Origin of the sequence: Mesorhizobium sp., assembly GCF_024509055.1 — a bacterium.
Classification (GTDB): Bacteria; Pseudomonadota; Alphaproteobacteria; order Rhizobiales; family Rhizobiaceae; genus Mesorhizobium.
Genome location: NZ_JANINM010000055.1, coordinates 1 through 6,070 on the forward strand (window position 1 = coordinate 1; position 6,070 = coordinate 6,070).

The window sequence follows — 6,070 nt, forward strand, 5'->3', positions numbered from 1 at the left end:
TGCAGCGCATGGACGAGGTCTCGTCCTGCTGGACGATGACCGGCGACCACGATTTTCTGCTGCATGTGATGGTGCCGTCGGTGGACGACCTGAACGCCTTCGTCATGCACCGGCTGATGCGGCTTTCCGGCGTGCGTGACGTCCACACCCAGCTTGTGCTGCAGAACATCAAGGGACCTGGCCACGTGCCGCTCAGCCATCTGCGGCGCTGAATTAAATTCAAAGCGAATGATCGCTGGGGCGGCGGATGTGGAGCCTGCGGCGAAAAAGACCACATAAGCGGTGTTTCAAATAAAAATAAAAGTAAAATCAAATAAATATTACGAAGATTATCCACGTAATTTCTGAGCGCCTCGAAGCTTTTTGATATGCATCTTGCGTGGCAAAGCGGTATGCAAAGAGGTGCTGGAAGTGTAGCTCCGGCTTGTCGAGTGAGATCCTGGTCGGGCCACCGTCCCGAGGCGCCTGTGCATTCCGTTTACCGCCGGTTAGCAACATTAGTGTCTTATAATAAACAAGGCTTGCCTTCGTCCTTCCGCGAGAATCAGACGGACTTCGCTTACCCCGAACTGCTCATGCGGAGGATGATCGCCAAGGAGCGCTGTATGCAACTGACGGAGGATGTGGCTCGGAGGGTCACTGAAGCGATTTCACGCCCCTCGTGGAAATCGGCCGATCCGACGCTTTTTGCGATGCTCCTGCAGAAGAACGCCGACCAGAATCGGCGGGTCGTGCGCTGGGGCATAGCGGCGGCCGTGTTGAGCTACATATCGTACGGCGCTTTCGACTGGTTTCTTTTTCCTGACGTTGCCGATCGCCTGATTCTGACGCGTGCCGTGCTTGGATTTACGTTCCTGGCGCTCGTCGAGTTCGTTGCGAGACGTGGTTCCGCCCTCACCACTCTGCACCATGTTGCTGCATTGGCGATCGTGGCCGGCGCCATCGGTTGGCTGCTGTCTGCGCTCGGGACCTCACATCAGGAGGCGTTGTCCCATTTCATAATCTTCGGCACGGTGTTTATTCTCGGTGCCAACCTCTTTTTCAATTTCCAGCTGTGGCTTTCGGCCCTGTCGTCGGCGACGGTGACGATCGCCTTTGTCGGCGCCACGATATTCGTTCTTCAGGCCGACCTTGCCACGCGCCTGGTGCTTTCGACCTATTTTGCCAATTGCCTTGTTTTGTCGCTCTATCTTTCGTGGCGCCTCAGCATGGAGCGATATCAGACTTTCCTGCATGCGCTTCAGGCTCAAATCCAGGAACAAGTCGCCATCGAAAACGGCCAGAAACTCATCGAGATCGCGGATACGGATCCGCTTACCGGGCTTAAGAACCGCAGGGCGATCACGCGGGAATTCTCGGAGCTGTGCAGGGAATGGGCCACCGATACCGGCGAAATCGGCGTCATTCTGATGGACGTCGATTACTTCAAGCGGTTCAACGACAGGCTCGGCCATCAGGCCGGCGATGACTGTCTTATCGAGCTGGCCCGTGCCTTCGACGAGACGGCCGCCGCCAACCACGCTATCGCGGGACGCTACGGCGGCGAGGAATTCGTCGTGCTCTGCAAGGTGACCGGACGAGATCAGCTCCGCGAGATAACGCATCAATTCTGCCAGGCTGTCGAGGAGCTGCAAATCTGTCACCCCGATCGGGATGACAAGCTCGGCATCGTCACCATCAGCGCCGGTGCTTCGTTGACTCGCGCCGAACAAAGCATAGAGCTCCGGATCCTGCTGCAGGAGGCCGACCGAGCGCTCTATGCATCGAAGTTCTCCGGTCGCGCCACCCTGACGATCTATGACGCGCAGGCCATCGACCAGAAGCGGGCCAGCCAGAATCTTTCCGAGTTGCTCAAGCATGCTGTTTCGGACGGACTTGTCTCGGTCGTCTACCAGCCGATCTGCGACGCGACCTCCGGCCATGTGCTCGGTCATGAGTCGTTGATGCGGCTGCGCGACTTCAATGGCAGTCTGATCAGCCCGTCCGTCTTCATTCCCGTCGCCGAGCAGACCGGCGGGATCGAGGAACTCGGGCTGTGGTTGATCGACCGGGCATGCGGCGACATGGTCGAGCACGGATTGGGCTCCGTCGTGTCGGCGAACGTGTCGGTCATCCAGCTCAAGGCTCCAAATTTCGCGCTGCACATCACCGAGATCCTTGGCCGGCACGGCATGGCGCCGCATAGACTGGCGCTCGAGGTCACCGAAGGCAGCGATATTTCCCTGGAAGCGCAGGCCGCCCGAAGCATCGAGCAGCTTCGAGCCTTGGGTGTGCAAATCTGGCTCGACGATTTCGGAACCGGCTTTGCCGGTCTGGCCTGGCTCCGCCGTTTCAAATTCGACGTCGTCAAGATCGATCGAAGTTTCTTGCACGACTGCCAGACGATTCGAGGCTTGAGCCTTCTGCAGGATATGGTCAGGCTTCTGCGCAACCTTGGCCACACGGTTCTGGTCGAAGGCGTGGAGACGAAAGAGCAGCAGAACCTGCTTCAGCATATGGGGATACAGTCGGTGCAGGGCTTCCTGACCGGGCGCCCGGTTCCCATCGAAGAGATCAAGCAGTCCAGGCGAGAGCTTGTCGCCTAAGACGACGCGGACGGAAAATGCCGTGCATTTGCCGTCCGTATCAAGTGAATGAGCCCGCTATTGATCAGGCAGGCGCGCCCTGCTCGCCACGCCTGCGAATGCTGCCGTAGACGATGTTCCGGTTGGATCCGTAGTACACTTCCGCGTCGACCTGGTTCCTGTCCACCGCGGCATTGATGATGTCCCACATGTCGTCGGCCGAACGCAGAATGAGCGGCCAGTCCATGAAAGTTTCCATGTACCCGTCGGTAGTGATCTCATTGCTGAAATTGGCAAAGAGGAACTCGCCGCCCGGCTTCACCAGCTCCATCGCTCTCTGAAGCAGGCGCGCGCCGACAGGTAGCGGCAGATAATCGTACAAGCCGGACGCGTAGACGAGATCGAACGTGCCAAGCGGGTAAGCGCGGCGCAAAAGCCCGCGCACGGACCCATCCATCGCCTCCACGGCCGTGCCGGCGAGATCGCGGTTGACCGTGCCAACGCTGACAGGGTCCTGATCAAGGCCGATCCAGCGCTTCAACTGTTTCCTGGCGAGCGCCGTTGAAAGCTCGGCCTCCCGCAAATGGCCGCAGGCTATTGCCAGCACCTCGGCGTTCTCCACGCGAGCAGCCGTTTCGTCGACCGTCTTGGCCAGTATGTCGCGGCGCTCGCGTCCGGCCACCGAGCTCGCCGCCTCGCTTGTATAGGCATAGATGGCGCGGCCAAGCTCGCTCGACGAAGCCACGATCTCGTTTGCGCTCGGATGCTTGTAGTAGATGTCGAGCAGCGTGGCGTCGCCCGAATAGCCGCGCGGCTTCTCGAAGGACCAGCGTGTGAACGGATCCTGTTTCAGGTAGTCTGCCACCCGGTGCTGCTGAGCCAGGGGTATGAGTTCCTGCCAAAGATCCGGGGCGACATCGCGGCGCAGCTCATGCAATCGACAGGCCAGACGGTCGACTATTGGCCCTGCCGGCTCCTCGCGCGCGAAAGCCTGGTGGGCGAGATCCAGCACAAGGGCGAGCTGGGCTGCCCGCGTCTTGAGCTCGGCAGGGTCGACCGTCTCCGCGGACGTCGACTTGTGCTTTTTGACCAGCCTCGATGTAATGAGGCTTGCTTCATCAATTTTGAGCTCAGGATTTAGAGCCATGGGCGTTCCCTCTGGTCCCCCATAGGCCATTATAGATGCATAGAGTTTTAATAAAAGTTTAGCGCAGGCTCCATTAGAGGACTTGAATAAAAGAGATTTTCGGCAACCTTGCTGTAAATTGGCTGGCTCGGCCTCCCGGCGCTGCGACGCTACGCCGAGCCGTCGGCCAGAGCGAATTTTGCGGAAATGCTGCGCCGAAATTGCTGAAGCACGCCAATCCCCCATCCGCAATGGAAGGCTAGGACCTGCGCACGATCACCGCAGGGGCCCCCGTATGAACATCGTGCTGATCAATCCACCGCATACCGCCATCGGCAGCCGCGTGCCCGACGACCATCTGCCGCCTCTCGGCCTCCTGGCGATCGGCGGTCCGCTGATCGATTCCGGCCATCAGGTGCGCCTTGTCGACGCCGAATTCGGTCCGATGCCGCTTCCCGCGTTGGTCGAAGATGCTTTGCGCGACGATCCGGATTTCATCCTCATCGGTCACTCCGGCTCGACCTCGGCCCATCCGACCGCCTTGCGCATCGCCGGCATGATCAAGGCGGGGGCGCCCGGCTGTATCGTGATCTATGGCGGCGTCTTCCCCACCTATCATTGGCCTGACATTCTCGCCTCGACGGATGCCTTCGACTTCATCGTGCGCGGCGAGGGCGAGGCGACCGTGACGGCGCTGGTCGAGGCGATCGAAATGCGCCAGCCGGTGGCAAGCGTCGCAGGCATCGCCTATCGCGACGACCTCGGCCGTCCTGTCGCCACGCAACCGGCCATGACCATTGCCGATCTCGATGCCTACCGTGTCGGCTGGGAACTCATCGATCACGAGCGTTACAGTTACTGGGGTGGCAAGCGGGCCGTGGTCATGCAGTTCTCACGTGGTTGCCCGCATCTATGCAACTATTGCGGCCAGCGCGGCTTCTGGACCCGGTGGCGCCATCGCGATCCGGTGAAATTCGCAAAAGAAATTGCCTGGCTGCATCGGGAACACGGCGTCGAGCTCATCAATCTGGCCGACGAGAACCCGACTTCCTCGAAGAAGGCGTGGCGCGCCTTTCTGGAAGCCATGATCGCCGAGAACGTGCCGATGCTGATCGTCGGCTCCACCCGTGCCGACGACATCGTGCGCGACGCCGATATCCTGCATCTCTATCGCAAGGCGGGCGTCATCAGATGGCTGCTCGGCATGGAGAACACCGACGAAGAGACGCTTTCACTGATCCGCAAGGGCGGCAGCACGAAATCCGATCGCGAGGCGATCCGGCTGCTTCGTCGGCACGGCATCCTGTCGATGGCGACCTGGGTTGCCGGCTTCGAGGATGAAGGCTTTCGCGATCTGTGGCGCGGCTTCCGCCAGCTCATCGCCTACGACCCCGACCAGATACAGGCGCTCTATGTGACGCCGCATCGCTGGACGCCGTTCTTCCGCATCGCCCGGAACCGCAAGGTGATCCAGAAAGACGTTCGCCTCTGGGACTACAAGCACCAGGTCCTGCACATGACGCGGCTGAAGCCCTGGATGCTGTTCTTCGCGGTCAAGCTGATCGAGCTCGCGATCCAGTCGCGACCGAAGGCGCTGGCGCGCATCCTCTTCCATCGCGATCCCGAGCAGAGGCATTCGATGCGCTGGTACACCAAGATGGGCCGTCGCGTCTGGTTCCGCGAAATCTGGGGCTTTCTCGCCCGCGACCGCCGCGTGGCGGACGGCCCGACGCTCGCCGAATTCTGGGGCGCGCCGCAGGATGCCGAGGAGGAATCGATGGTTTCTCACCGTCCCCCGCGACGGTCGGCAATATCCGCCATCCCGGGTCAGCAGGCACCGGATCGAAGAAGATTAGCCGGCTGATTACGGGACGATCAGCGTGCCCGCACCATGCTCGGTGAAGAGCTCGAGCAGCACCGAATGCGGCGTCTTGCCGTTGAGGATGACGACACCCTCGACGCCGCGCTCGATCGCCTCGATGCAGGTCTCGACCTTCGGGATCATGCCGCCCGACACCGTGCCGTCCTTGATCAGCGCCTTGGCCTCGGCCACCGTCAGCTCGTCGATCAGCTTCTTGTTCTTGTCCAGCACGCCCGGCACGTCGGTGAGGAACAGCAGGCGCGAGGCCTTGCAGGCGCCGGCGATCGCGCCAGCAAAGGTGTCGGCGTTGATGTTGTAGGTGTGGCCGTCGCGGCCAGGCGCCACCGGCGCCAGCACCGGGATCATCTCCGAACGCGCCAGCAGGTCGAGCAGCGTGCGGTCGACCTCGACCGGCTCGCCGACGAAGCCGAGATCCAGCACCCGCTCGATGTTGGAGTCCGGATCGATCATGGTCTTGCGCGCCTTTTCGGCGAACACCATGTTGCCGTCCTTGCCGCA

At 60.9% G+C, this 6,070-nt stretch carries 5 protein-coding genes; 3 read left to right on the top strand and 2 right to left on the bottom strand.

Annotation, left to right across the window (positions count from 1 at the left end; translation table 11 throughout):
* Positions 1-212 (top strand): Lrp/AsnC ligand binding domain-containing protein (locus tag Q0L57_RS03630; protein ID WP_296738248.1); only part of this gene is annotated, 212 nt, incomplete at its 5' end.
* A gap of 255 nt (positions 213-467) precedes the next feature.
* On the top strand, positions 468-2,585 hold the full coding sequence (locus tag Q0L57_RS03635; protein ID WP_296738250.1) for a GGDEF and EAL domain-containing protein: 2,118 nt from the start codon (positions 468-470) through the stop codon (positions 2,583-2,585).
* Between the two features lie 64 nt (positions 2,586-2,649).
* On the opposite strand, the gene Q0L57_RS03640 is transcribed toward Q0L57_RS03635, so the two are convergent.
* On the bottom strand, positions 2,650-3,711 hold the full coding sequence (locus Q0L57_RS03640) for a class I SAM-dependent methyltransferase (protein WP_296738252.1): 1,062 nt from the start codon (positions 3,709-3,711) through the stop codon (positions 2,650-2,652).
* Between the two features lie 274 nt (positions 3,712-3,985).
* Between Q0L57_RS03640 and bchE the strand changes: the two genes are divergently transcribed.
* The gene (gene bchE, locus Q0L57_RS03645) at positions 3,986-5,554 is read left to right on the top strand and encodes a magnesium-protoporphyrin IX monomethyl ester anaerobic oxidative cyclase (protein ID WP_296738255.1); all 1,569 of its coding nucleotides are present in this window, start codon (positions 3,986-3,988) and stop codon (positions 5,552-5,554) included.
* Here the strand turns inward: bchE and argB are convergent.
* A partial coding sequence (gene argB, locus Q0L57_RS03650) for an acetylglutamate kinase (RefSeq protein WP_296738258.1) occupies positions 5,555-6,070 on the bottom strand: 516 nt, incomplete at its 5' end.

Excerpts from the sequence above, each read along its gene's own strand:
- Q0L57_RS03640 (WP_296738252.1), bottom strand. The coding sequence starts at position 3,711 with ATGGCTCTAAATCCTGAGCTCAAAATTGATGAAGCAAGCCTCATTACA.
- bchE (WP_296738255.1), top strand. The coding sequence starts at position 3,986 with ATGAACATCGTGCTGATCAATCCACCGCATACCGCCATCGGCAGCCGC.